Source organism: Streptomyces sp. NPDC002537, assembly GCF_053594975.1.
Genome location: NZ_JBSFWT010000001.1, coordinates 21216 through 47872 on the forward strand (window position 1 = coordinate 21216; position 26657 = coordinate 47872).

Consider the following 26657-nt stretch of genomic DNA (forward strand, 5'->3'; position numbering starts at 1 on the left):
TCGACAGTGGCCCATGACGAAGCGGCCCGTACCGGGAGTTCCCGGTACGGGCCGCTTCATCGTGTCAGGACAGGCCGAGCTCGTTGTCGAGGAGGTCGAAGACCTCTTCGTCGGAGGCGGACTCGAAGTCGAAGTCCGTCTCGTCCGGGGACCCGTCGCGGCCGGTCCCCGCGGCGGCGTCCCGCAGGGCGCCCCACTTCGTCCTGAGGACCTCCAGGCGGCCCGCGATCTGCTCGTGGACCTCCTCCGTGACGTCGAGCCCGCCGAAGGCCTTCTCCAGCCTGTCGAGCTCGCCCAGGAGCGCCTCCGGGCCGGAGGGCGGCTCGGGCGCGATCAGGGTGTGGAGATACTCGACGAGCTCCACGGGCGTCGGGTAGTCGAAGAGCAGGGTCGCCGGCAGCCGGACCCCGGTGAGGGCACTCAGCCGGTTGCGGAGTTCGACCGCGGTCAGGGAGTCGAAGCCGAGGTCCTGGAAGGCCCGCTCCGGGGCGATCTCCGCGGCACCGTCGTGGCCCAGTACGACCGCGACCTGACCGCGTACGGCCTCCAGCACGACCTCGTGTCCCTCCGCCGTGGACAGCCCCGCCAGCCGCTGCGCGAAGCCGGCCGCGGCGCCCGCACCGGCCGCCGCGGTTCGCCGCCCCGGCGTCCGGATCAGGCCGCGCAGGAGCGGCAGGGGCTCGCCCTGTGCCCGCAGGGCGGTGAGGTCCAGACGGACGGGGAGCAGTACGGGCTCGTCGGTGCCGAGGGCGGTGTCGAAGAGCGCCACACCCTCCTCGGCCGACAGCTCGGGCATCCCGGAGCGGGCGATCCGCTGGAGGTCGGCCTCGGTGAGCGTGCCGGTCATGCCACTGTTCTGGGACCAGGGGCCCCACGCCAGCGAGACGGCCGGGAGCCCTTGCGTACGGCGGTGGTGGGCCAGAGCGTCCAGGAAGGCATTGCCAGCCGCGTAGTTGGCCTGGCCCGCACTGCCGAACGTACCCGCCACGGAGGAGAAGACCACGAACGCGTCAAGGTCCATGCCCCTGGTCGCTTCATGAAGGTTCCACGCCGCGTCCACCTTCGGCCGCAGCACGGCGGCGAGCCGCTCCGGAGTCAGGGAACCGATGACACCGTCGTCAAGAACACCGGCAGTGTGCACGACAGCACTGACCGGGTGCCGGGACACGAGATCGGCCACGGCCGCACCGTCGGTCACATCGCAGGCTTCCACGACAACATCCGCACCATGCCCCGCAAGCTCGGCCACAAGCTCCTCGGCGCCATCGGCCGCAAGGCCACTACGACTGACCAACAGCAGACTCCGCACCCCACGTTCAACCACCAGATGCCGGGCCAACGTCCGGCCCAGACCACCCGTACCACCAGTGATCAGGACCGTGCCGCTCAGGTCACGGATGACGTCCGCGGCGTCCTGCGTCTGCACGCGGGCGAGACGGACGGCGAGCACCTGACCGTCATTTAGCAGGAGTTGCGGCTCGTCCGTGGCGAGTGCCTTCGGCAACGCCGTCACATCGGCATCGCCTTCCAGATCCACCAGGACGAAACGCCCCGGGTTCTCCGACTGCGCGGAACGCACCAGACCCTGGACGGCGGCACCGGCGAGGTCGCCGCCGGCCGCCGCGTCACGCGTCACGAACACCAGGCGCGAGTCCGCGAACCGCTCGTCGGCCAGCCACGACTGCACCAGTTCCAACGCCCGTGCAGTAGCGGCATGGACCGACTCCACCGTTCCGCCGGACCCGGCGGTGAGCGGCAGGAGTACGGCGTCGGGGACGCCGGCCTCGGCCATGGCGTCCAGGTCCGCGAAGGACTGGAGCGTGAGGCCGTGCAAGATGCCCTCGGTGTCCTCGCCGAGTACGGCGAGCGACTCGACGGGCTCGTCCGTGAGCTGCACGCCGGTCCAGTCGAGGTGGAAAAGGGAGTCCCGGTCGCCGGTCCGCAGCTGGTCGGCGGAGATCGGACGCACGACCAGCGAGTCCACCGAAGCGACGGGCGAACCGGCGGAGTCGACGATCGCGAGCGATATCCCACCGTCGACGGTACGGATGCGGACGCGGACGTGCGAGGCGCCGGACGCGTGCAGCGAGACGCCCGTCCAGGAGAACGGAACGCCCCCCTCCCCGTCTCCCCCGCCGAACATCGACGCGTGCAGCGCGGCGTCGAAGAGTGCCGGGTGCAGACCATAGGCAGCGCCGTCGACGCCCTCGGGAAGCCGGACTTCCGCGTAGATCTCGGCACCGGACTTCCAGGCTGCCCGCAGGCCCTGGAATGCCGGGCCGTACAGGAACCCGGAATCCGCGAACTGCTCGTAGCAGTCCGTCACATCGAGAGGTTCGGCGTCCCGCGGGGGCCACACGGACGTATCGAAGACCGGTGCCTCGGTGCCTGTGGTGACGGATCCGTCGGCGTGCAGCGTCCACGGCTCCTCGCCTTCACGCGAGTGCACCGCAACCGACCGGCGACCCGAATCGTCCGGCTCACCGACCCACACCTGCACCTGCACACCGGCACCCGAATCCGGCAGCACCAACGGCGCGGCGAGCGTCAGCTCTTCGAGGACATCACAGCCGACCTCATCAGCCGCCCGCAACACCAGCTCCACCAACGCCGTCCCCGGCACCAGCACCGACCCCAGCACCACATGATCTGCAAGCCACGCATGCGACGACATCGACAGCCGGCCCGTGAACAACAACCCACCGGAACCCGCCAGCTCCACCGCAGCACCCAACAACGGATGCTCCACCGACCCCAGGCCCGCAAACCTCACATCACCCGCACGCATGGCCCCGCCCGACGGCCAGAACCGCTCGTGCTGGAACGCATATGTCGGCAGATCCACCTGCCGCGCGCCGGTTCCGGCGAACAACACCGGCCAGTCCACCCGCACGCCCTGGACGTACAACTGCGCCAGAGATCCGAGTACCGCTGTCTCCTCTTCCCTGTCCCTGCGCAGGGCGGGGACGAGGACGGTGGTTCCCTCGGGCAGTGACTCCTGCGCCATGGCCGACAGGACGCCGTCCGGACCGAGTTCCAGGAACCGCGTCACGCCTTCCGCGCTCAGAGCCTGGACACCGTCCGCGAAGCGCACCGCCTCACGCACATGACGAACCCAGTAATCAGCCGAAGCCAACTGGCCCGGCTCGGCGAGCCGACCGGTCAGATTGGACACCACCGGCACCGTCGGCGCACTGAACGACAGCCCCGCCACAACCGCGCGGAACTCCTCCAGCATCGGCTCCATCAACGGCGAGTGGAACGCATGCGAGACCCGCAGCCTGCTGGTCTTCCGCCCCTCGCCCTCGAAGTGGGACCGGATCGCCTCGACGGACGCCTCGACGCCGGAAACCACCACGGACGACGGTCCGTTGACCGCGGCGATCGACACACCGTCGGTCAGGTGCGGCAGCACCTCGTCCTCGGTGGCCCGGATCGCGGCCATCGCACCGCCCGCGGGCAGCGCCTGCATCAGCCGGCCACGAGCCGCCACCAGCGCGCAGGCGTCCGGCAGCGAGAACACGCCCGCCACATGCGCGGCGGCGATCTCACCGACCGAGTGCCCGGCCACGTACTCCGGCCGCACACCCCACGATTCCACCAGCCGGAACAGTGCCACCTCGACCGCGAACAGTGCGGCCTGGGCGTAGGCGGTCCGGTTCAGCAGCTCCGCATCGTCGCCCCAGACCGCGTCCCGCAGCGGGCGGTCCAAGTGCTCGTCCAGCCCCGCGCACACCGCGTCGAAAGCCTCCGCGAACACCGGGAACCGGCCGTGCAGTTCACGGCCCATGCCGAGGCGCTGCGAGCCCTGACCCGAGAAGAGGAATGCCGACTTCCCCACGGAAACCGAACCCTCGGACACACCCGGATCGGCCTCACCCACCACAAGCGCCGACAGAGCACGCATCACCGTATCCCGGTCCGCACCCCACACCACCGCACGATGCGCGAAACTCGACCGACCCGACGCCAACGAGTACGCCACGTCCGTGACCCTCGGCCCGGTCTCGGTGTTGAGGTGCGACAGCAGCCGTGCCGCCTGGGCCCGCAGCCCGGCCGTGGACTTGCCGGACACCACCAAGGGCAGCAGTCCGTCCGTCGCGCCCGCCGGTTCCATGGCCTCGGCCGACTCCGGCTGCGACTCCGGCTGCTCCAGGATCACGTGTGCGTTCGTACCGCTGATACCGAACGAGGAGACACCCGCACGACGCGGCCCGTCACCCTCAGGCCAGACGGTCCGCTCGGTCAGCAGTTCCACGGCACCGGCCGACCAGTCGACGTGTGACGACGGCGCATCGACATGCAAGGTGCGCGGAAGCTCACCGTGGCGCATCGCCATGACCATCTTGATCACACCGGCGACACCCGCCGCGGCCTGTGCGTGGCCGATATTGGACTTGATCGAGCCCAGCAGCAACGGCCGCTCCTCGGGTCGGTCCTGGCCGTACGTGGCCAGCAGGGCCTGCGCCTCGATCGGGTCACCCAACGTCGTACCCGTACCGTGCGCCTCCACCGCATCGACATCCACTGCCGACAGACCGGCACTGGCCAGTGCCTGCCGGATCACCCGCTGCTGGGAGGGACCGTTCGGCGCCGTGAGGCCGTTGGACGCACCGTCCTGGTTCACGGCGCTGCCCCGCACCGTCGCCAGCACCCGGTGCCCGTTACGGCGCGCGTCGGACAGCCGCTCCAGCACCAGCATGCCCACGCCCTCACCCCAGCCGACACCATCGGCACTGTCGGAGAACGCCTTGCACCGACCGTCCGCCGACAACCCCCGCTGCCGCGAGAACTCCACGAACACCGCCGGCGTCGACATCACCGTCACACCACCGGCCAACGCCAGCGAGCACTCACCCGACCGCAGCGACTGCGCCGCCCAGTGCAGGGCCACCAACGACGACGAGCACGCCGTGTCCACCGTGACCGCAGGCCCCTCGAAACCGAACGTGTACGACACCCGGCCCGAGGCCACACTGCCCGCGCTGCCACTGCCCTGATAGCCCTCGAACTCGGGCCCGGAGAGGAGCTGGGAGTAGTCGTTGTACATGACACCCGCGAAGACGCCCGTCTGGCTGCCCCGCAGCGACACCGGGTCGATACCGGCCCGCTCCAGCGCCTCCCAGCTCGTCTCCAGCAGCAACCGCTGCTGCGAGTCCGTCGACAGCGCCTCCCTAGGGCTCATCCCGAAGAACGCCGGATCGAACTCCGCCGCCTCGTGCAGGAACCCGCCCGCACGGGTGTAGCTCGTCCCCGTGTGCTCGGGATCGGGGTTGTAGAGGGACTCCACGTCCCAACCACGCTCGGCCGGGAAGTCCGAAACCGCGTCCACACCCTCCGACACCAGTCGCCACAGATCCTCGGGCGACGTGACACCACCCGGATAGCGGCAGCTCATCCCGACGATCACCACCGGATCATCAGCGACGACCGTCGACACCCCCGTCGGCACAACCACCTCCGTCCCCGTCTCCGCCTCCGCACCGAACATCTCGTCCAGCAGGAAACCGACAAGCGCGTCCGCGGTCGGGTAGTCGAAGACGGCCGTCGTCGGCAACCGGAGTTCGGTCACCGCGCCGAGGCGGTTGCGGAGTTCGACCGCGGTCAGGGAGTCGAATCCGAGGTCCTGGAAGGCCCGGGTCGGGTCGATCTCCGCGGATCCGGCATGTCCGAGAACCACTGCGATCTGCCCGCGTACGACATCGAGCAGCATCTCGTGCCGGTCCGCCGTGGACAGTCCGGTCAGGCGCTGGGCGATCCCGGAGGCCGCGGCGGTGGAGTCGGCTCGGCGGGTGCGCGTACGGATCAGCCCGCGCAGCAGCGGCGAGGGCTCACCCTGGGCGCGGAGAGCCGCGAGGTCCAGACGCACGGGGAGTACCGCGGGATCGGCGCCGCGCGATGCGGCGTCGAACAGCGTCAGCCCTTGTTCCGCGGTCAGTGGCGGCATCCCGGAGCGGGCGATCCGCTGGAGGTCGGCCTCGGTGAGCGTTCCGGTCATGCCACTGTTCTGGGACCAGGGGCCCCACGCCAGCGAGACGGCCGGGAGCCCTTGCGTACGGCGGTGGTGGGCCAGAGCGTCCAGGAAAGCGTTGCCGGCCGCGTAGTTGGCCTGGCCCGCACTGCCGAACGTACCCGCCACGGAGGAGAAGACCACGAACGCGTCCAACTCCAGGCCCTTCGTGGCCTCGTGCAGATTCCACGCCGCGTCCACCTTCGGACGCAACACCGCCGACAACCGCTCAACCGTCAACGACCCGATCACACCGTCATCGAGAACACCCGCGGTATGCACAACAGCACCGACCGGGTACCGGGACACCAGATCCGCCACAGCCTCCTGATCCGTCACATCGCACGCCTCGACGACCACATCCGCCCCGTGCTCCGCCAGCTCGGCCACGAGCTCCTCGGCGCCCTCGGCGGCCGGACCGCTACGGCTGACCAGCAGCAGACTCCGCACACCATGCTCAACCACCAAGTGCCGGGCGAGAACACGACCCAGACCACCCGTACCGCCGGTGACCAGAACCCTGCCGGACACACCCCAGGCCACATCGGCGGCGTCCTGTGTCTGCACCCGTGCAAGACGCGCGGCGAAGGCCTGGCCCTCGCATAGCAGCAGTTGGGGTTCGTCGCAGGCGAGCACCTGCGACGGCACGGCCTCGGCGGCGCCGTCCAGGTCCACCAGAACGAAGCGCCCCGGACTCTCCGACTGCGCGGAGCGCACCAGGCCCCAGACGGCGGCACCCGCGAGATCCGTGCCGTCCACCGCGCCCCGCGTCACGAACACCAGACGCGAATCCACGAACCGCTCGTCGTCCAGCCACGACTGCACCAGCTCCAACGCCCAGGCGGCCGCAGCGTGCACCGACTCCACGGTGTCAGCGGAACCGGTGGGCGGCGCGACCAGTACGGCCTCGGGAACATCCCCCTCGGCCAGGGGCTCCAGCTCCGCGTAGGTCCGGAACGGCCCGGCGAGTTCGACACTCTCGCCCGTCGGCGGAACAGGAATCCAGTCGAGTGCGAAGAGGGAGTCGCGGTCGCCGGTCCGCAAGTCCCCGGCAGAGATCGGACGGACCACCAGCGACTCCACCGAAGCCACCGGCGAACCAACCGAATCGGCTATCGCGATCGATATTCCGCTGTCGAGAGCGCGGATGCGCACCCGTATCTGTGAGGCACCGGACGCGTGCAGGGACACCCCGCTCCACGAGAACGGAACACCCTCCCCACCCCCGCCCAGCATCGCCGCATGCAGTGCCGCATCGAAGAGCGCGGGATGCAGACCGTAGCCGACACCGTCGACACCCTCGGGGAGCTGCACCTCCGCGTAGATGTCCTCCCCCGCCTTCCAGGCCGTCCGCAGGCCCTGGAACACCGGACCATATGCGAAGCCCGCATCCGCGAACTGCTCGTAGCAGCCGGTCACATCAAGGGGTACAGCATCCTTGGGCGGCCACACCGACGTATCGAACGCGGCCGCTTCAGCGCCATGGGTCACAGCACCGCTCGCATGCAGCGTCCATGGCCCCTCGTCCTCACGCGAGTGCACCGCAACCGACCGGCGACCCGAATCGTCCGGCTCACCGACCCACACCTGCACCTGCACACCGGCACCCGAATCCGGCAGCACCAACGGCGCGGCAAGCGTCAGCTCTTCGAGGACATCACAGCCGACCTCATCAGCCGCCCGCAACACCAACTCCACCAACGCCGTACCCGGCACCAACACCGACCCCAACACCACATGATCCACCAACCACGCATGCGACGACGACGAAAGCCGACCCGTGAACAACAACCCACCAGAACCGGCCAGCTCCACCGCAGCACCCAACAACGGATGCCCCGCCGAACCCAGACCCGCAAACCGCACATCACCGGAACGCGCCACCCCGCCCGACGGCCAGAACCGCTCACGCTGGAACGCGTACGTCGGCAGATCCACCCGCCGGGCACCACTGCCGGCGAAGACAGCGGCCCAGTCGACCGGCACACCGTGGACATGCAGCTGTGCCACAGCAGCGAGCAGCGCTGATTCCTCGGCACGGCCCTTGCGCAGCACAGGAGCCAGTACGGCCTCATCGCCCGCGGACTCCGCAGCCAGCGCGGAGAGAGCGCCATCAGGGCCGAGCTCCAGGAAGGCGGTAACCCCCTGCTCCCGCAGCGCGCGCACACCGTCGGCGAACCGTACGGCCTCACGAACGTGGCGGACCCAGTACTCCGCAGAGCACAGTTGTTCCGCGGACGCCGACTCGCCGGTGACGTTCGAGACGATCGGGATGCTCGGCACACCGAACGACAACCCCGCCACAACCTCCCGGAAACCGTCGAGCATCGGATCCATCAACGGCGAGTGGAAGGCATGCGAAACCCGCAGCCTGCTCGTCTTCCTGCCCTCACCCTCGAAGTGGGCCCGGATCGCCTCGACGGACGCCTCGGCACCGGAAACCACCACCGACGACGGACCGTTGACCGCCGCGATCGACACATCCCCGGCCAGATACGGCAGGACCTCCTCCTCCGTCGCCTGGACAGCCACCATCGCACCGCCCACGGGCAGCGCCTGCATCAGCCGCCCACGAGCCGCCACCAAGGCACACGCATCCGACAGTGAGAACACACCCGTCACATGCGCGGCAGCGATCTCACCGACCGAGTGTCCCAGCAGCTGATCCGGATGGATGCCCCACGATTCCACCAGCCGGAACAGGGCCACCTCGACCGCGAACAGTGCGGCCTGAGCGTAGGCGGTCCGGTTCAGCAGCTCCGCGTCATCACCCCAGACCACGTCCCGCAACGGACGGTCCAAGTGCTCGTCCAGCCCCGCGCACACCGCGTCGAAAGCCCCCGCGAACACCGGGAACCTGGCATACAGTTCACGGCCCATGCCCAGCCGTTGCGAACCCTGACCCGAGAACAAGAACGCCGACCTGCCCGAACGCGCCACACCCTCCGCCACAACATCCGCATCACCCCGCCCCTCCGCCAGAGCAGACAGAGAACGCAGCAGATCCTCCCGACCCGCCGCCAGCACCACCGCACGGTGCTGGAAGGCCGAGCGACTCGTCGCCAGCGAGTACGCGACGTCCAGGGTCCGGGGCCCGGCCTCGATGTCGAGGTGGGACAGCAGTTGGGCCGCCTGGGCCCGCAGAGCCGACTCGCTCTTCCCGGACACCAACGTGGGAACCAGCCCACCCAGGTCAACCACCTGAGGCCCGGCCTCGACAGACTCCGGCTGCTCCAGGATCACGTGCGCGTTCGTACCGCTGATACCGAACGAGGAGACACCCGCACGACGCGGCCCGTCACCCTCAGGCCAGACGGTCCGCTCGGTCAGCAGTTCCACCGCACCGGCCGACCAGTCGACGTGTGACGACGGCGCATCGACATGCAAGGTGCGCGGAAGCTCACCGCGGTGCATGGCCATGACCATCTTGATCACGCCCGCGACACCCGAGGCCGCCTGTGTGTGGCCGATGTTCGACTTGATCGAGCCCAGCAGCAACGGGCGGTCCTCGGGCCGGTGCCGACCGTACGTGGCCAGCAGGGCCTGCGCCTCGATCGGGTCACCCAGCGTCGTGCCGGTGCCGTGGGCTTCCACGACGTCGACGTCCGCCGCGGACAGCCCACCGCTGGCCAGTGCCTGCCGGATCACCCGCTGCTGCGACGGACCGTTCGGCGCCGTCAGACCATTGGACGCACCGTCCTGGTTCACGGCGGAACCACGCACGACAGCCAGGATCCGATGTCCGTTCCGCCGCGCGTCCGACAGCCGCTCCAGCACCAGCATGCCGGCGCCTTCGGACCAGCCGACACCGTCGGCGCTGTCGGAGAACGCCTTGCACCGACCGTCCGGCGAAAGCCCGCCCTGCCGGGAGAACTCCACGAACGTCAGCGGGGTCGCCATCACCGTCACGCCTCCGACGAGAGCGAGAGAGCTCTCGCCCGACCGCAGCGACTGCGCCGCCAGGTGCAGGGCCACCAGCGACGACGAGCACGCCGTGTCCACCGTGACCGCAGGACCTTCGAAGCCGAACGTGTACGACACCCGGCCCGAGGCCACACTGCCCGCGCTGCCGCTGCCCTGGTACCCCTCGAACTCGCGCCCGGTGAGGAGCTGGGAGTAGTCGTGGTACATCACGCCGGCGAAGACGCCCGTCCGGCTGCCGCGCAGCGTCGTCGGGTCGATGCCCGCCCGCTCGATCGCCTCCCAGGTCGTCTCCAGCAGCAACCGCTGCTGGGCGTCGGTGGTCAGGGCCTCCCGGGGGCTCATCCCGAAGAATCCGGGGTCGAACTCCCCCGCGTCATGGAGGAATCCGCCGGAGCGGGTGGCGATGGCGCCCTCGTGGTCGGGGTCGTAGGTGTCCGCGATCTCCCAGCCTCGATCGGTCGGGAAGCCGGAGACGGCGTCCACGCCGTCGGACACCAGTTGCCAGAGGTCCTCGGGTGAGGTGACGCCGCCGGGGAAGCGGCAGCTCATGCCGACGATGACGACCGGGTCGTCCGTCAGGGACGGAAGCGCTGCCACCGGGATCTGCTCTGCCGCGTCGGCGTCGAACAGCTCGTCGAGGAGGTGTCCTGCGAGGGCTTCGGTCGTCGGGTAGTCGAACACGACTGTCGCCGACAGCCGCAGACCGGTGGCCTTGCCCAGTCCGTTGCGGAGTTCGATCGCGGTCAGGGAGTCGAAGCCGAGGTCCTGGAAGGCCTTCGACGGATCGATCGTGTCCGGGCGGGCGTGGTCCAGAACCGCCGCGACCCGGTCGCGCACCAGGTCCAGCAGTGCCGCCCGCCGCTCGTTCCCGGAGAGTCCGGCCAGACGCCGCACGAGGCCGGCCGCCGTTGCCGAACCGCCTACAGCCGTACGCTGGTTGCGCGTGCGGATGAGGCTGCGCAGGAGTGGCAGGGGCTCGCCCTGTGCCCGCAGGGCGGTGAGGTCCAGGTGGACGGGGAGCAGTACGGGCTCGTCGGTGCCGAGGGCGGTGTCGAAGAGGGCGAGGCCCTCCTCGACGGTCAGTGGCGGCATCCCGGAGCGGGCGATGCGCTGGAGGTCGGCCTCGGTGAGCGTGCCGGTCATGCCGCCGTCCTGGGACCAGGGGCCCCACGCCAGTGAGACGGCCGGGAGCCCTTGCGTACGGCGGTGGTGGGCCAGAGCGTCCAGGAATGCATTGCCCGCCGCGTAGTTGGCCTGGCCCGCGCTGCCGAACGTACCCGCCACGGAGGAGAAGACCACGAACGCGTCAAGGTCCATGCCCCTGGTCGCTTCATGAAGGTTCCACGCCGCGTCCACCTTCGGCCGCAGCACGGCCGCGAGCCGCTCCGGAGTCAGGGAACCGATGACACCGTCGTCAAGAACACCCGCGGTGTGCACAACAGAGCCGACACGATGCCGGGACACCAGATCCGCCACGTCCTCCTGTTCCGCCACATCGCACGCCTCGACGACCACATCCGCCCCATGCTCCGCAAGCTCGACCACGAGCTCCTCGGCCCCCTCGGCCGCAAGGCCACTACGACTGACCAACAGCAGACTCCGCACACCGCGCTCAACCACCAGATGCCGGGCCAGAACCCGTCCCAGACCACCCGTACCACCAGTGATCAGAACCCTGCCGGACACGTCCCAGGCCACATCGGCCGTGTTCCGGGGCTGCGCGCGCACGAGGCGAGCGGCGAGGACCTGGCCCTCGGATAGCAGCAGTTGGGGTTCGTCGGAGGCGAGCGCCTGCGGCAGGACCGCCGCGTCGGCATCGCTCTTCAGGTCCACCAGAACGAAACGCCCCGGACTCTCGGACTGCGCCGAGCGCACCAGGCCCCAGACGGCGGCACCCACGAGATCCGTGCCGTCCACCGCGCCCCGCGTCACGAACACCAGACGCGAATCCACGAACCGCTCATCGCCCAGCCACGACTGGATCGACTCCAACACCCTTGCAGTCACGGCATGTACGGACTCCACGGTGCCGACGGCCTCGACGACCGGCTCGATCAGCACGGTCCCCGGGGCGTCGGCCCCGGTTGCGGACTCCAGGTCCGCGTAGGTCCGGAACGGCCCGGCAAGTTCGACGCTCTCGCCTGTCGGCGAGACGGGAATCCAGTCGAGTGCGAAGAGGGAGTCGCGGTCGCCGGTCCGCAAGTCCCCGGCAGAGATCGGGCGGACCACCAGCGACTCCACCGAAGCCACCGGCGAACCAACCGAATCGGCTATCGCGATCGATATTCCGCTGTCGAGAGCGCGGATGCGCACCCGTATCTGTGAAGCACCGGACGCGTGCAGGGACACCCCGCTCCACGAGAACGGAACACCCTCCCCGCTCACACCCAGCATCGCCGCATGCAGTGCCGCATCGAAAAGCGCGGGATGCAGACCGTAGCCGACACCGTCGACACCCTCAGGAAGGCCGACCTCGGCATAGACGTCCTCACCAAGCCTCCAGGCCGCCTGCAGACCCTGGAACACCGGACCATATGCGAAGCCCGCATCCGCGAACTGCTCATAGCAGCCCGCCACATCAAGGGACTCGGCACCCTCAGGCGGCCACACCGATGTATCGAACACGGCCGCTTCAGCACCGTTGCCCAGAGCACCGCTCGCATGCAGCGTCCACGGCTCCTCGCCTTCACGCGAGTGCACCGCAACCGACCGGCGACCCGAATCGTCCGGCTCACCGACCCACACCTGCACCTGCACACCGGCACCCGAATCCGGCAGCACCAACGGCGCGGCGAGCGTCAGCTCTTCGAGGACATCACAGCCGACCTCATCAGCCGCCCGCAACACCAGCTCCACCAACGCCGTCCCCGGCACCAGCACTGACCCCAGCACCACATGATCTGCAAGCCACGCATGCGACGACATCGACAGCCGACCGGTGAACAACAACCCACCGGAGCCCGCCAGCTCCACCGCAGCACCCAACAACGGATGCCCCGCCGAACCCAGACCCGCAAACCGCACATCACCGGAACGCGCCACCCCGCCCGACGGCCAGAACCGCTCACGCTGGAACGCATACGTCGGCAGATCCACCCGCCGGGGCTCGATCCCGGCAAACGACGCCACCCAGTCCACCCGCACGCCCTGGACGTGCAACTGCGCCAGAGCCGCGAGTACCGTCCTCTCCTCCGGACGGTCCTTGCGCAACGCGGGGACGAGCACGGTCCCGTCCGGCAGCGACTCCCCGGCCATGGCCGACAGCGTGCCGTCGGGGCCCAGCTCCAGGAACCGCGTCACACCCTCCGCCTGCAGGGCGCGTACCCCGTCGGCGAACCGCACCGCATCACGGACATGAGCCACCCAGTAATCAGCCGAAGTCAACTGGCCCGACTCGGCAAGCCGACCCGTCAGATTGGACACCACCGGCACCGCCGGCACGCCGAACGACAGCCCCGCCACAACCTCCCGGAATCCGTCAAGCATCGGCTCCATCAACGGCGAGTGGAAGGCGTGCGAGACCCGCAGCCTGCTGGTCTTCCTGCCCTCGCCCTCGAAGCGGGCCCGGATCGCCTCGACGGACACCTCGGCGCCGGAAACCACCACCGACGACGGACCGTTGACCGCCGCGATCGACACGTCCCCGGCCAGATACGGCAGGACCTCCTCCTCCGTCGCCTGGACAGCCACCATCGCACCACCGGCGGGCAGCGCCTGCATCAGCCGCCCACGAGCCGCCACCAAGGCACACGCATCCGCCAGCGAGAACACGCCCGCCACATGCGCGGCAGCGATCTCACCAATGGAATGCCCGGCAACAAAATCCGGCCGCACACCCCACGACTCCACCAACCGGAACAGCGCCACCTCCACCGCGAACAACGCCGCCTGGGCATACACGGTCCGGTTCAGCAACTCCGCGTCATCACCCCAGACGACCTCCCGCAACGGACAGTCCAAGTGCTCGTCCAGCCCCGCGCACACCGCGTCGAAAGCCTCCGCGAACACCGGGAACCGGGCATACAACTCACGCCCCATCCCCAGCCGCTGCGAACCCTGACCCGAGAACAAGAACGCCGACCTGCCCGAACGCGCCACACCCTCCGCCACGACGTCCGCGTCACCCCGGCCCTCCGCCAGAGCAGACAGGGAACGCAGCAGATCCTCCCGGTCCGCCGCCAGCACCACCGCACGGTGTTGGAACTCCGCACGGCCAGTCGCCAGCGAGTACGCGACGTCCACAAGCCGCGAGTCGGACTCACGATGAAGATGGGACAGCAACCGTGCCGCCTGGGCCCGCAGAGCCGACTCGCTCCTCCCGGACACCAGCGTGGGAACCAGCCCACCCGGATCGACCACATGAGGCCCGGCCTCAACAGGCTCCGACTCCAACTGCTCCAGGATCACGTGCGCGTTCGTACCGCTGATACCGAACGAGGAGACACCCGCACGGCGGCGCTCGGACGTCGGCCACTCGACCGGTTCGGTGAGCAACTCGACGGCGCCGGCGCTCCAGTCGACGTGGGTCGACCGGGTGTCGATGTGCAGCGTCTTCGGCAGGACACCGTGGCGCATCGCCATGACCATCTTGATCACACCGGCGACACCCGCCGCGGCCTGTGCGTGGCCGATGTTGGACTTGATCGAGCCCAGCAGCAACGGGCGGTCCTCGGGGCGGTCCTGGCCGTACGTGGCCAGCAGGGCCTGCGCCTCGATCGGGTCACCCAGCGTCGTACCCGTACCGTGCGCCTCCACCGCATCGACATCCGCAACCGACAACCCCGCACTCGCCAACGCCTGCCGGATCACCCGCTGCTGCGACGGGCCGTTCGGCGCCGTCAGACCATTGGACGCGCCATCCTGGTTCACGGCGGAGCCACGCACGACAGCCAGCACCCGGTGCCCGTTACGGCGCGCGTCGGACAGCCGCTCCAGCACCAGCATGCCCACGCCCTCACCCCAGCCGACACCATCGGCACTGTCGGAGAACGCCTTGCACCGACCGTCCGCCGACAACCCCCGCTGCCGCGAGAACTCCACGAACGGCGTCGGCGTCGACATCACCGTCACACCACCGGCGAGCGCCAGCGAGCACTCACCCGACCGCAGCGACTGCGCCGCCCAGTGCAGAGCCACCAGCGACGACGAGCACGCCGTATCGACCGTGACTGCAGGCCCTTCGAAGCCGAACGTGTACGACACCCGGCCGGACGCGATGCTGGCCGCGCTGCCGTTGCCCCGGTAGCCCTCGAACTGGTCGCCGACCAAGAGGTCGCTGTAGTCGGCGTAGATCACGCCGGCGAAGACGCCTGTCCGGCTGCCGCGCAGCGTCGTCGGGTCGATGCCCGCCCGCTCGATCGCCTCCCAGCTCGTCTCCAGCAGCAACCGCTGCTGCGAGTCCGTCGACAGCGCCTCCCTAGGGCTCATCCCGAAGAACGCCGGATCGAACTCCGCCGCCTCGTGCAGGAACCCGCCCGCACGGGTGTAGCTCGTCCCTGTGTGCTCGGGGTCGGGGTTGTAGAGGGACTCCACGTCCCAACCACGCTCGGCCGGGAAGTCCGAAACCGCGTCCACACCCTCCGACACCAGCCGCCACAAGTCCTCGGGCGACTCGACGCCACCGGGATAGCGGCAGCTCATCCCGACGATCACCACCGGATCGTCGGCGACGGCCGCCGACACCCCCGTCGGCACGACCGCCCCCGTCTCCGCCTCCGCGCCGAACATCTCGTCCAGCAGGAAGCCCACGATCGCGTCCGCGGTCGGGTAGTCGAAGACGGCGGTGGTCGAAAGTCGCAGGCCTGTCGCCTTGTTGAGCCGGTTGCGGAGTTCGACCGCGGTCAGGGAGTCGAAGCCGAGGTCCTGGAAGGCCCGGGTCGAGTCGACCGTCTCCGGGCTCGCGTGGCCCAGGACGCCCGCGATCTGGGCGCGTACCAGGTCCAGCAGCACCTCGCGCCGTTCCACCGCGCCCAGCCCGGACAGGCGTCCCATCAGGCCGGCCACCGCGGCCGAGCCGGCGACCGCCGAGCGCCGGGCGCGCGTGCGCACCAGTCCGCGCATCAACGGCGGTACGTCTCCCCGTTCCCGCAGTACAGCCAGGTCGAGGCGCACGGGGAGGACGTGTGCCTCGTCGGTGCCCAGCGCGGCGTCGAAGAGTGCGACGCCTTCCGCGGGGGCGAGTTCGGGCATGCCCGAGCGGGCGATCCGCTGGAGGTCGACGTCCGACAGCGTGCCGGTCATGCCGCCGCTCTGGGCCCAGGGGCCCCACGCGAGCGATGTGGCCGCGAGGCCCTGTGTGTGGCGGTGGTGGGCCAGGGCGTCGAGGAAGACGTTGCCCGCCGCGTAGTTGCCCTGCCCCGGAGTTCCCATGACGCCGGAAATGGACGAGAACAGCACGAACGCGGCCAGGTCGAGACCCTCGGTCGCCTCGTGCAGGTACCAGGCCGCGTCCACCTTCGGACGCAGTACACCCGACAGCCGCTCCGCCGTCAGCGACGTGACAATGCCGTCGTCGAGCACACCGGCCGTGTGGATCACAGCCGTCAGGGGGTGCCCGGACGGCACCCCTGTCACCAGTCCGGCGACCGCGTCCCGGTCGGCCACGTCACACGTCACGACGGTGGCTTCGGCGCCGTGCTCCGCCAGTTCGGCCCGCAGTTCGGCCGCACCCGGCGCGTCCATCCCGCTGCGGCTCGCCAGCAGCAGGTGCTTCACACCACGTTCGGTCACAAGGTGACGGGCCAGTTCACGGCCCAGGCCGCCCGTGCCGCCTGTGATCAGCACCGTGCCGTCCGGATCCCAGGCACGCGGCACGGTCAGGACGATCTTGCCGATGTGCCGGGCCCGGCTCATGTACCGGAACGCCTCGTCCGCCCGCCGCACGTCCCATGTGGCGACCGGCAGCGTCCGCAGCGCTCCCGCGGCGAACAGCTCCAGCAGCTCGCACAGCATCTCCTGGTTCCGCTCCGGGCTTGCTTCCGCGAGGTCGAAGGCGCGGTAGCGCACCCCGGCGGCCAGCTCCGGATCACGGATATCGGTCTTGCCCATCTCCAGGAACCGGCCGCCGGGAACCGTCAACCGCATGGAGGCGTCCACGAATTCACCGGCCAGGGCGTTGAGCACCACGTCCACGCCGCGGCCGCCCGTGACCTCCAGGAACCGCTGCTCGAAATCGGTGGTACGCGACGACGCGATGTGATCGTCCGGGACGCCGAGTCCGCGCAGGGTGTCCCACTTGCCCTCACTGGCCGTGGCGAACACCTCGGCACCGAGGTGCCGGGCCAGCTGGATGGCCGCCATGCCGACACCACCGGCACCGGCATGCACAAGGATCTTTTCACCGGGCTGCAGATCCGCGAGGTCCTTCAACGCGTAGAGGGCGGTGAGGAAGACCACCGGCACCGACGCGGCCCTCGCGAACGACCAGTCCTCCGGAATCCTGACCAGGAGCCGCTCGTCGCACACGGCCACCGGGCCGAAGCCGCCGAGCATCTTGCCCATCACGCGGTCGCCGGGGCGCAGTCCGCTCACCCCTGGCCCGGTGCCGGTCACCACACCGGCGCCCTCGGCACCGAGCAGGCCGGCCTCGCCCGGGTACATGCCCAGCGCGTTGAGCACATCGCGGAAGTTCACACCCGCCGCCCGGACCTCGATCCGGACCTGCCCCGGCCCGAGCGGTTCCAGCACCTCCGGGCACGGCGCGAGCAGCAGAGCGTCGAGGCTGCCCTTGGCCCCCGTGTCCAGCCGCCACGGCGCCGCGGCGGGCGGCAGCAGCCCCGCACCACTGGCCAGGGAGGCCAGCCGCCCCACCCGGACGGTGCCCTCGCGCACCACGAATCCGTCGTCCCCGGTGGCCGACAGGCCCGGCAGGACCGGGAGCAGGGGCTCGATGTCCCCGTCCTCGGTGTCCACCAGGACGAACCGGCCCGGGTTCTCCGACTGCGCCGACCGCACCAGGCCCCACACCGCCGCGCCGGCCAGATCCCGTACGGTCTCGCCGCCGCCGACCGAGACGGCACCGCAGGTGACGAACACCAGGCGCGAGTCCGTGAACCGCTCGTCGGCCAGCCACGACTGCACCGACTCCAGCACCCGCGCGGTCACGGCATGTACGGAATCGACCGTGCCGCCGGAGTCGGCGCCCACCGGCATCAGCACCGTGTCCGGCACCTGGCCGGACCGGACCAGGGCCGCCAGGTCCGGGTAGTCGACGGACGACGGGCCGGCGAGGGAGCCGATGGCCGCCACGGACCCCACGGCTTCGGCCTGGGGCATGCGTACGGGGGTCCACTGGACGCGGAAGAGGGCATCGCTTCCGGCCGGGCCCGTGCCGGCGCTCAGCTGGTCGGCGGCGACCGCCCGCAGATCCAGGGTCCCGATGGAGGCGACCGGCTCGCCCTCGGCGTCGGCGACGTCGACGGACAGTGTGTTACCGCCGTGCCGGACGACCCGGACCCGTACGGCCGAGGCGCCGGAGGCGTGGAGCGAGACGCCCTCCCAGGAGAAGGGGATGACGCCCCGGTCGACTCCGTTGAAGGCGCAGACGTGCAGGGCCGCGTCGAGCAGGGCCGGGTGCAGGCCGTACGCGGACGCGTCGCCCGCGGCGGCTTCGGGCAGGGCGACCTCGGCGAACACCTCGTCGCCTCGGCGCCACGCGGTCCGCAGGCCCTGGAAGTGCGGCCCGTAGTCGAGTCCGCTCTGTGCCAGGTCCGGGTAGAGGCCGGTCAGGTCGACGGCCTCGGCGCCGGCGGGCGGCCAGGACTCCGCGTGGAAGTCGTGGCCGGGAGCGGCCGGCCGCTCCCCCGTCGCGAGTACGCCGGTGGCGTGCCGGACCCAGGGCCGGTCGCCGTCGCCCTCCGGGCGGGAGTGGACGCTCAGGGCGCGGCTGCCGGACTCGTCGGCGGAGCCGACGTGCATCTGCAGTTGTACTCCGCCGTGCTCGGGCAGCACGAGCGGGGCGCCCAGGGTCAGTTCGTCGATCCGGTCGCAGCCCATTCCGTCGGCCGCGCGGACGGCGAGTTCGACGAATGCCGTTCCCGGCAGCAGGACCGAGCCCATCACCACGTGGTCGGCCAGCCACGGGTGGGACTGGAGGGACAGCCGTGTGGTGAACAGCAGGCCGTCGCTGTCGGACAGTTCCACGGCGGCGCTCAGCAGCGGGTGCCCGGCCGCTTCGAGGCCGGCGGCGCCGATGTCGCCGGTGCCGGTGAGGCCAGGGGTGGGCCAGAACCGCTGGTGCTGGAAGGCGTACGTCGGCAGGTCGGCGGCGTGCGCGTCCGTGCCGGCGAAGAGCGCGGCCCAGTCGATTTCGGCGCCCTGGACGTGCAGTTGTGCCAGGGCCGCGAGGAGGGTCGCCTCCTCCGGGCGGTCCTTGCGCAACGCGGGGACGAGCAGGGTCCCGTCCGGCAGCGACTCCCCGGCCATGGCCGACAGCGTGCCGTCGGGGCCCAGCTCCAGGAACCGCGTCACACCCTCCGCCTGCAGGGCGCGTACCCCGTCGGCGAACCGCACCGCATCACGGACATGGGTCACCCAGTACGCCGGGGTGCACAGCTGGTCCTGCGCGGCCGGGCTGCCGGTCACGTTCGAGACGACGGTGAGTTCCGGCACGCCGTAGGACAGATTCTCGGCGACCGCGCGGAATTCGGCCAGCATCGGCTCCATCAACGGCGAGTGGAAGGCATGCGAGACCCGCAGTCGGCTGGTCTTCCTGCCCTCGCCCTCGAAGTGCTCCCGGATCGCCTCGACAGCGGCCTCGGCACCGGAAATCACCACCGACGACGGGCCGTTGACCGCTGCGATCGACACACCGTCGGTCAGGTGCGGCAGGACCTCCTCCTCGGTGGCCCGGATCGCCGCCATCGCACCGCCCGCGGGCAGCGCCTGCATCAGCCGGCCGCGAGCCGCCACCAGGGCACACGCATCCGGGAGTGAGAACACACCGGCCACGTGCGCGGCAGTGATCTCGCCGACCGAGTGTCCGGCCACGAAGTCCGGCCGCGCACCCCTCGACTCCACCAGCCGGAACAGCGCCACCTCCACCGCGAACAGTGCGGCCTGGGCATACACGGTCCGGTTCAGCAGCTCCGCGTCATCACCCCAGACGACCTCCCGCAGCGGACGGTCCAGGTGCTCGTCCAGCCCCGCGCACACCGCGTCGAAAGCCTCCGCGAACACCGGGAACCGGGCATACAGCTCACGCCCCATCCCCAGCCGCTGCGAACCCTGGCCCGAGAAGAGCACGGCGTCCTTGCCCGCGTCCGCGGCGCCGGTGGTCAGGGCGGTGTCGGCCGTGTCCTCGGCCAGCGCGGTCAGGGCGCGTACCGCGGTGTCGTGGCTCTCGGCGTGGACGACCGCGCGGTGTGTGAAGGCCATGCGCGTCGCGAGCGTGTACGCGACGTCCACGAGCCGCGAGCCGGGCTCACCGTCGAGGTGGGACAGCAGCCGGGCCGCCTGGGCCCGCAGAGCCGGCTCGCTCCTCCCGGACACCAGCAGCGGCACCGGGGTCCCGGGGGCGGAGGCCGGTGCCTCGGGCTCGGGCTGCCCTGCCTCCTCCGCCTTCTCCGCCTCCTCCAGGATCACGTGCGCGTTGGTACCGCTGATCCCGAACGCGGAGACGGCGGCCCGCCTCGGCCGGTCCGTCCCGGTCCAGTCCACCGGCTCGGTGAGCAGTTCGACCGCGCCGGTGGTCCAGTCGACGTGCGGGGTGGGCTCGTCGACGTGCAGGGTCCGCGGCAGTACACCGTGCCGCATCGCCAGGACCATCTTCATCACGCCGGCCGCACCGGCGGCGGCCTGGGTGTGCCCGAGGTTGGACTTCACCGTGCCCAGCCGCAGCGGGCGGTCCTCGGGGCGGTCCTGGCCGTAGGTGGCGAGCAGGGCCTGGGCCTCGATCGGGTCGCCCAGGGTCGTGCCCGTGCCGTGCGCCTCGACGGCGTCGACGTCGGACGCCGCCACACCGGCGTTGGCGAGGGCCTGGCGGATGACACGTTGCTGTGAGGGGCCGTTGGGCGCGCTCAGGCCGTTCGAGGCACCGTCCTGGTTGACGGCCGAGCCGCGCACGACCGCGAGCACCTGGTGGCCGTTGCGCCGGGCGTCCGACAGCCGCTCCACGAGCAGCAGTCCGACGCCTTCGCTCCATCCGGTGCCGTCGGCGGCCGCCGCGAACGGCTTGCAGCGGCCGTCGGGCGCCAGCCCGCGCTGCCGGGAGAACTCCACGAACGGCGTCGGCGTCGCCATCACCGTCACACCGCCGGCCAGCGCCAGCGAGCACTCGCCCGACCGCAGCGACTGCACCGCCATGTGCAGGGCCACCAGCGACGACGAGCAGGCCGTGTCCACCGTGACCGCGGGGCCTTCGAAGCCGAAGGTGTACGACACCCGGCCGGAGACCACGCTCATCGAGTTGCCGATGAGGGCGTGGCCGGCGACCTCGTCCCGCGCCGCGTCCAGCACCACGCGGTAGTCCTGGGTGTTGGTGCCCGCGAAGACACCGGTGCTGCTGCCCCGCAGGGACTCGGGGGCGATGCCGGCCCGTTCGAGGACCTCCCAGCCGGTCTCCAGCAGCAGCCGCTGCTGCGGGTCCATGGCGAGGGCCTCGCGCGGCGAGATGCCGAAGAAGTCCGCGTCGAAGCCGGCCACGTCGTCGAGGAAGCCGCCCCCGCGGGCGTAGGTCGTGCCCTGGTGGTCGGGGTCGGGGTGGTAGAGCCGGCCGAGGTCCCAGCCGCGGTCGTCGGGGAGGCCGGAGATGACGTCCCCGCCCTCGGCCAGCAGCCGCCAGAGGGCCTCCGGCGAGTTCACTCCGCCGGGGAAGCGGCAGGCCATGCCCACGATCGCGACCGGCTCGTCGAGCACGGCGGCCGTCCGTTCCACGACGGTTCCGGGCCCGGCCGTGCCCAGGGCCTCGGAGCGCAGGTACCCGGCGACCGCGGTGGGGGTGGGGTGGTCGAACAGCAGGGTCGCGGGCAGCCGCAGGCCCGTCGCGGCGGACAGGCGGTTGCGCAGCTCGACGGCCATCAGCGAGTCGAAGCCCAGTACGCGGAAGGCCCGTTGGGCGTCGACGGTGTCCGGCGAGGCGTGTCCGAGGACCTTCGCGGCCTCCTCCCGGACCATGCGCAGCAGGGCTTGCTCCTGCTCGGCGGCGGGCAGTGCGCCGATGCGGTCGCGCAGCGGGGAGCGGTTCTCGCGCGGGCCGTCGGCGGCGGCGAGGGCGCGGCGCGCCTCGGGCAGGTCGGCGAGGAGGGGGCTGGGGCGTACGGCGGTCAGGGCGGGGGCGTACGCCGTCCAGTCCACGTCGGCCACCGTCAGGTTCGCCGCGCCCTGGGCCAGGGCCTGGCGGAGGGCGGCGAGTGCGGGGGGCGCGGCCATGAGGACCAGCCCGTCGCGGCTCGCCCGGTCGGCCAGGTCGCGGTCCGTCGCCATGCCGAGGTCCGCCCAGGGGCCCCAGGCCACCGAGGTGGCCGGCAGCCCTTGCCCGCGCCGGTGTTCGGCGAGGGCGTCGAGGAAGGCGTTGGCCGCGGCGTAGTTGGCCTGGCCGGCCTGGCCCACGGAGCCCGAGACCGAGGAGAACATCACGAACATCTCCAGGTCGAGGTCCCGGGTGAGCTCGTGCAGGTGCAGGGCGGCGGTGGTCTTGGGGCGCAGTACGGTCTCGAAGCGTTCGGGGGTGAGCGCTTCCAGCATGCCCGCGTCCAGGACACCGGCGGCGTGCACGACGCCGGTCAGGGGCAGGTCCGCCGGGATGTCCGCGAGGACGGCCGCCAGGGCGTCGCGGTCGGCGGTGTCGCAGGCGGCCACGGTGACCCGGACGCCCCGTGCGGTGAGTTCGGCCGCGAGTTCCTGGGCGCCGGGGGCCTGCGGGCCGCGGCGGCTGGTGAGCACCAGGTGCTCCGCCCCGGCGCCGGCGAGCCAGTGCGCGACCTGTCCGCCGAGCCCGCCGGTGCCTCCGGTGACCAGGATCGTGCCGTGTGTGGTCCAGTCGGCGCCGGTGTCGCCGCCGGGCACGATGCGTGCCAGGCGGCGGGCGAAGGTCCCGGCGGGCCGGATCGCGACCTGGTCCTCGGGCGCGGCGAGCACGCCCAGGAGCCGGGAGACGGCCCGTGCGTCCAGGGTCTCGGGGAGGTCGACGAGCCCGCCCCAGAGCTGCGGGTGCTCCAGCGCGATCACGCGTCCGAGGCCCCACGCGTGCGCCTGCACGGGGTTGGTGAGCATGTCGCGGTGGTCGACGGCCACGGCGCCGCGGGTCACGCACCACAGCGGGGCCCGGATGCCGGAGGTCTCCAGTGCGCGCAGCAGGGCGGTGGTGGCGGCCAGGCCGCGCGGCACGGAGGTCAGGCGGGGGTGCGGCTGTTCGTCGAGGGCCAGCAGGGAGAGCACACCGTCGACAGGGCCGTCGGGCCAGGTGACGGGCTCGCTCTGCTCGTCGGTCTCGGGCAGCACGAGCAGTTCGGTGCGCAGGCCCTGGTCGCGCAGGGTGTCGAGGAGCCGGGTGGTCCACGGGTCGGCGGCGGTGCGCTCGGACAGCGCGACGAGCCAGTTCCCGGTGGCGGTGAAGCCGGTGGGGGCGGTGAGGGGGGTCCAGTGCGCCCGGTAGCTCCAGTTGTCCGCCACCGCCTGCGTCCTGCGCTGCTTGCGCCATGACGAGAGCGTGGGCAGGAGGCTGCCGAGCGAGTCGGCCTCGGTGCCGTCGATGGCCAGGACGGCCGACAGCCCTTCCAGGTCCTCGCGTTCGACGGCCTCCCAGAATCCGGCTTCGCCGGCTTCGGTCGCGGCCGGTCCTCCGTCGGTCGACCCGGCCCCGTCCAGCCAGTACCACTGGCGCTGGAAGGCGTAGGTCGGCAGCTCGACGCGGGTGGCGCCGAACGTGCCGAGGCAGGCGGGCCAGTCGACGCGGGCGCCGTGCACGGAGGCGGTGGCGATGCCCTCGGCGAGGGCGTGCGCCTCGGGGCGGCCGGTGCGCAGGAGGCTGACGAGAACGGGCTGTTCGAGGGTGTTCAGGGAGTCCTGGACCATGGGGGTGAGCACGCCGCTGGGGCCGAGCTCCACGAATGTGGTGACGCCCTCGGCTTCGAGGGTGCGCACGGCGGCGCAGAAGCGGACGCTCTCGCGGACCTGCCGGACCCAGTACTCGGGCGAGCACAGTTCCTCGGCGGTGGCGAGCTCGCCGGTCACCGTGGACACCACGGGGATGCGGGGGGCGTGGAACTCCAGGTCCTCGGCGACGCGCCGGAAGTCCTCCAGCATGCCGTCCATGCGCGGGGAGTGGAAGGCGTGGCTCACCCGCAGCCGCTTGGTGCGGCGCCCTTGTGCCTCCCAGTGGGCGGCGATCAGGGAGACGGCCTCCTCGTCGCCCGAGACGACCGTGGAGTCGGGGCCGTTGACGGCGGCGAGGGAGGCGTGCTCCTCGTGGCCGGCGAGGGAGGCGCGGATCTCCTCCTCGGTGGCCTGGACGGCCACCATGGCGCCGCCTTCGGGCAGGGCCTGCATGAGGGTGCCGCGGGCGGCGACCAGCCGTGCGGCGTCCTGGAGGGAGAGGACGCCGGCCACGTGGGCGGCGGTGAGTTCGCCGATGGAGTGGCCGGCGACGAACTGCGGTGTCATGCCCCAGGACTCGACGAGCCGGAACAGCGCGGTCTCCAGGGCGAAGAGCGCGGCCTGGGTGGAGGCGGTCCGGTCGAGCAGGGCGGCCTCGGCCGTGCCCTCCTCGGCGAAGACGACGTCGCGGACGGGCTGTCGCAGGTGCGGGTCGAGTTCGGCGCACACCGCGTCGAAGGCCTTGGCGAACTCGGGGTGGGTGCGGTGCAGTTCGCGTCCCATGCCGAGGCGCTGGGAGCCCTGTCCGGTGAAGAGGAAGGCCAGGGGTGCCTCGGCGGCGGCGCCGGTCACCAGGCCGGCCGCGGTGCGGCCTTCGGCCAGGGCGTCCAGGCCGTCGAGGAACGTCTCGCGGTCCTCGGCGACGACGGCGGCGCGGTGTTCCATGAGGGGCCTGGTGGCCACGAGGGAGTGGGCGACATCGGCCGGTTCGAGGTCGGCGCGGGCGCGGACGTGCCGGCCGAGCCGGGCGGCCTGGGCCCGCAGGGCCTCGTCGGTGCGCGCGGTCAGGATCCAGGGCAGCGCGCCGGGGCGGGCGGCCGGGGCGGGCGCCTGATCGGCCTCGGCGGGGGGTGCCTGTTCCAGGATGACGTGGGCGTTGGTGCCGCTGATGCCGAAGGAGGAGACGGCCGCGCGGCGCACCCGGTCGGTCTCGGGCCAGGGCTCGGGCCGCGCGAGGAGCCTGGCGTTGCCCTCGCTCCAGTCGACGTGGGCGGTGGGCTCGTCCAGGTGCAGGGTCCCGGGCAGCTCTCCGTGCCGCATCGCCAGGACCATCTTGATGACGCCGGCGATACCGGCCGCCGACTGGGTGTGCCCGATGTTGGACTTCATCGAGCCGATCAGCACGGGCCGGTCCGCGGGCCGCTGGCCGTACGTGGCGAGGAGGGCCTGGGCCTCGATGGGGTCGCCGAGGGCGGTGCCGGTGCCGTGGGCCTCGACGGCGTCGACGTCGGCGGGGGCGAGGCCGGCGCCGGCCAGGGCCTGGCGGATGACGCGCTGCTGGGACGGGCCGTTGGGGGCGGCCAGGCCGTTGGAGGCGCCGTCCTGGTTGACGGCCGAGCCCTTGAGCACGGCGAGTACCTGGTGGCCGTTGCGCACGGCGTCGGAGAGCCGCTCGACCAGCACCAGTCCGACGCCCTCGCTCCATCCGGTGCCGTCGGCGGCCGCCGCGAACGGCTTGCAGCGGCCGTCGGGCGCCAGACCGCGCTGCCGGGAGAACTCCACGAACATGTGCGGGGTGGACATCACGGTCGCGCCGCCCACGAGGGCGAGGTTGCACTCGCCCCGCCGCAGTGACTGCGCCGCCAGGTGCAGGGCGACCAACGACGAGGAGCAGGCCGTGTCCACGGTCAGGGCGGGGCCTTCGAGGCCGAGGACGTAGGAGATCCGGCCGGAGGCGATGCTGATGAGGTTGCCGGTCAGCAGGTGCCCGCCGACCTCGTCCACCCGTCGGGCGCTTTCCGTGTCGTACCCGCCGTGGCCGGTGCCGACGAACACGCCGGTGCGGCTGCCCGCGAGGGATTCCGGGTCGATGCCGGCCCGTTCGACGGCCTCCCACGCGGTCTCCAGCAGCAGCCGCTGCTGGGGGTCCATGGCGAGGGCCTCGCGCGGGGAGATCCCGAAGAAGCCGGGGTCGAACTCGCCCGCCTCGTGGAGGAATCCGCCCTCACGGGCGTAGGAGGTGCCCTGGTGTGCCGGGTCGGGGTCGTAGAGCGTATCGAGGTCCCAGCCGCGGTTCCCTGGGAAGGCGGAGATCGCGTCGACGCCGTCCCGCAGCAGTTCCCAGAGCTCTTCCGGTGAGTGGACGCCACCGGGAAAGCGGCAGGCCATGGAGACGATCGCGATGGGCTCGCGCTGCTTCTGCTCCGTCTCGCCCAGCTGTTGGCGGGTCTCGTGGAGGTCCGCGATCGCCCGCTTGAGGTACTCGCGCAGCTTCGCCTCGTTCGACATCAGGACGCCAACTCCTCGTGGAATGCCGGTTCTGGGGCACAGAGCGTCGACACTCACGTCTGACCCGTTATCAAAGGCCATACTGCTCAAGACTGACTGCGGGTTTCCCTAAAGCACGTCGCCCGTACGCACGGCCTCGGTCGCGTGGCGGGCGCGAGGTGTGCGTACGGGCGACGTCCCGGAC

At 71.3% G+C, this 26657-nt stretch carries 1 protein-coding gene; it reads right to left on the reverse strand.

Annotation, left to right across the window (positions count from 1 at the left end; genetic code table 11):
- Positions 1 to 64: 64 nt before the first annotated feature.
- Positions 65 to 26473, reverse strand: a complete 26409-nt coding sequence (locus tag ACWD4A_RS00065) for a type I polyketide synthase (protein WP_451187256.1) — start codon at positions 26471 to 26473, stop codon at positions 65 to 67.
- Positions 26474 to 26657 lie beyond the last annotated feature (184 nt).